This window comes from Mesorhizobium sp. M1E.F.Ca.ET.063.01.1.1 (assembly GCF_003998155.1).
Taxonomy (GTDB): Bacteria; Pseudomonadota; Alphaproteobacteria; order Rhizobiales; family Rhizobiaceae; genus Mesorhizobium.
On sequence record NZ_RZSC01000876.1, the window covers coordinates 1 to 2257 of the forward strand.

Below are 2257 nucleotides of genomic sequence, written 5' to 3' on the forward strand. Positions count from 1 at the left end.
GATCATGACCGCGCCGCCGATGCGTGAGGGCGGAACGTCGCGGAAAGCGCCCTCCAGCGCGCTGAACAGCCTGGTTTCGGTGCGCTCGTCGGCGACTTCCGACTTGCCGGCGTCGACGATGCGCACGTCAAACTGCTTGAAGCGGCCGAGACGCTGCTGAAGACCGGCCAGCGCCTCGTCGGTCTGCTTGGTGCGGTCGCCGATGTCCTGGCTCTGGCTGCGGTCGACGATGACCGCAACGACGCTCTTCAGCGCTTCGCGTTCTTCATCGAGGAAAACCGGGTTGAGGAGGGCCGCGCCGAGCGCGACGAGGGCGATGAAGCGCAGGAACGAGCCTCGCCGGCGGAACCACAGGCCGGCCAGCGCAAGCAACAGCAGCGGCGCGATGACAAGGCCGAACAGCGGCCAGGAGACGAGCGGTTCGAAGGAGATCGACCAGTTCATGAACTACTGCCCCAGCCGTTCGAGCAGGATGGGCACATGGACCTGGTCGGATTTGTAGTTGCCGGTCAGCATGTACATCATGATGTTGACGCCGGCGCGCAGCGCGTAGACGCGCTGCATCGGATCCGGCGGCACGGTCGGCAGCATCGGGTCGCCGTTCTCGTCGACGGCCCAGGCGCCGGCGAAATCGTTGGCGGTGATCATGATCGGCGAAACGCCGTCGCCGGTGCGCACCGGACGGTTCTCGGTATTACTGGCGTCGAGCGAGGCCTCAACCCAGAGCGGGCTGCCGTTGAACCGGCCCGGAAACTCCGGAAGGATGAAGAAGGATTTCGTCAGCACATGGTCCGACGGCACGGGCTCCAGCGGCGGCACGTTGAGATTGGCGAGGATGTCGCGCAGCCGTTCGGTGGCGGGGCTTGCCGAGCCCGCGTCGATGCCGTTGGAGAACTGGTCGCGCGTGTCGAAGAGAACCGTTCCGCCCTGCTGCATGTAGGCGTCGATGCGGGCGATCGCCGCTTCGCTCGGCATCGGCGCGGTGGCGTCGATCGGCCAATAGATCAGCGGATAGAAGGTCAACTCATCCTTGGCGATGTCGACGCCGGCCGGCGGGCCGGGCTCCAGCGCCGTCTTCTCGACCAGGAAGCGGGTCAGGCCCTCGAGTCCGGCGCGGCTGATCGAATCGACGCCGGGCTCGCCGGTGATCACATAGGCGATGCGGGTTTTCGAAATATCCTCGATAGCCTGGGAGTCGCCGGGCTTCGAATCGTCCGCGCGGGCAAGATCGGTATGGCCGAAGAGCCCGCCAAGCACGATCAGCACGGCAGCAGCGGTCGCCGCGGCGCGTCGCGGCCGGCGCGACAACAGCCCGCCCATCCACAAGACGGCAAGCGTGTCGAGCAGCATCAGCAGGAGGGCCAGCGTGACCAGCGGACCTTTCAGATTCTCCGATTCGTCGAAGGCGTAGGGGATGGCGGTCACCGGCAGCGAGATCTGCGGCCGGGCAAGCGGTGTGAACGTGCTGGAGGCATTGAGCAGGTTATGGGCGAAGACGCCTGTCTCCGAGCCGTAGAGGCCGGGCGGGTTTTCCAGGGTCACCGGCAACGGCCCGGCGCCCGGCACGAGCGGCCGCGCATCGGGCGTCGGCGGCACCAGCGCGCCGTCGGCGCCGATCATGCGATAGGGCGCCAGCGATGCGGCCGTGGCCTCGGCATTGGCGACCGCCGCGCCCTGGTTGCGCGACAGTTGCACGATGCGCCTCAGCATCTCGACGAAGCTGCCGGAGATCGGCAGGTTCGACCAGGTCGCTTCGGGTGTAACGTGGAAGAGCACGAGCGTGCCCTTGCCCTTCTTCATACCTGTCACCAGCGGCGTGCCGTCGGCCAGCGTCGCCCAGGTGCGCTCGACGATGTCGGGCGTGGGTTCGGCGAGCACCTGCCGGCTGACCGTCACCTCGGTTGGCGGCGCGAGATCGGCGAACGGGCCGTTCTTCGGGAATTCGGTGACCTGCTGCGGCGTCGTCCAGGACAGCGCGCCACCCAGCGCACGCTCGCCGCTGCGCAACCTGACCGGCAAGAGGTCGTCGTCATTGCCGGCGGCGGCCAGCCGGGAGCCGGCAAAGCGCACCAGCGTGCCGCCATTGTTCACCCAGTCGACCAGCCGTTGCCGGACCTGCTCGGGAATGGTGCCGACATCGGCCATGATGATCATCGCCGGCTTCTGGTCGAGAAGCTGCGGAATGGCGTCGGCCAGGTCGGCGCTCGACGGCTCGACCAGATCGGCGAAGGGCTGCAGGGCGCGGCGAATGTAGTAG

The 2257-nt window shown here is 67.4% G+C and carries 1 protein-coding gene and 1 pseudogene; both read right to left on the bottom strand.

The window, feature by feature from the left end; all coding sequences use genetic code 11:
- Positions 1-444, bottom strand: a pseudogene (locus tag EOA29_RS33680) (hypothetical protein); the annotation flags it as partial.
- Between the two features lie 3 nt (positions 445-447).
- The coding region (locus EOA29_RS33685) for a DUF4159 domain-containing protein (RefSeq protein ID WP_127222219.1) at positions 448-2257 on the bottom strand (1810 nt) is incomplete at its 5' end.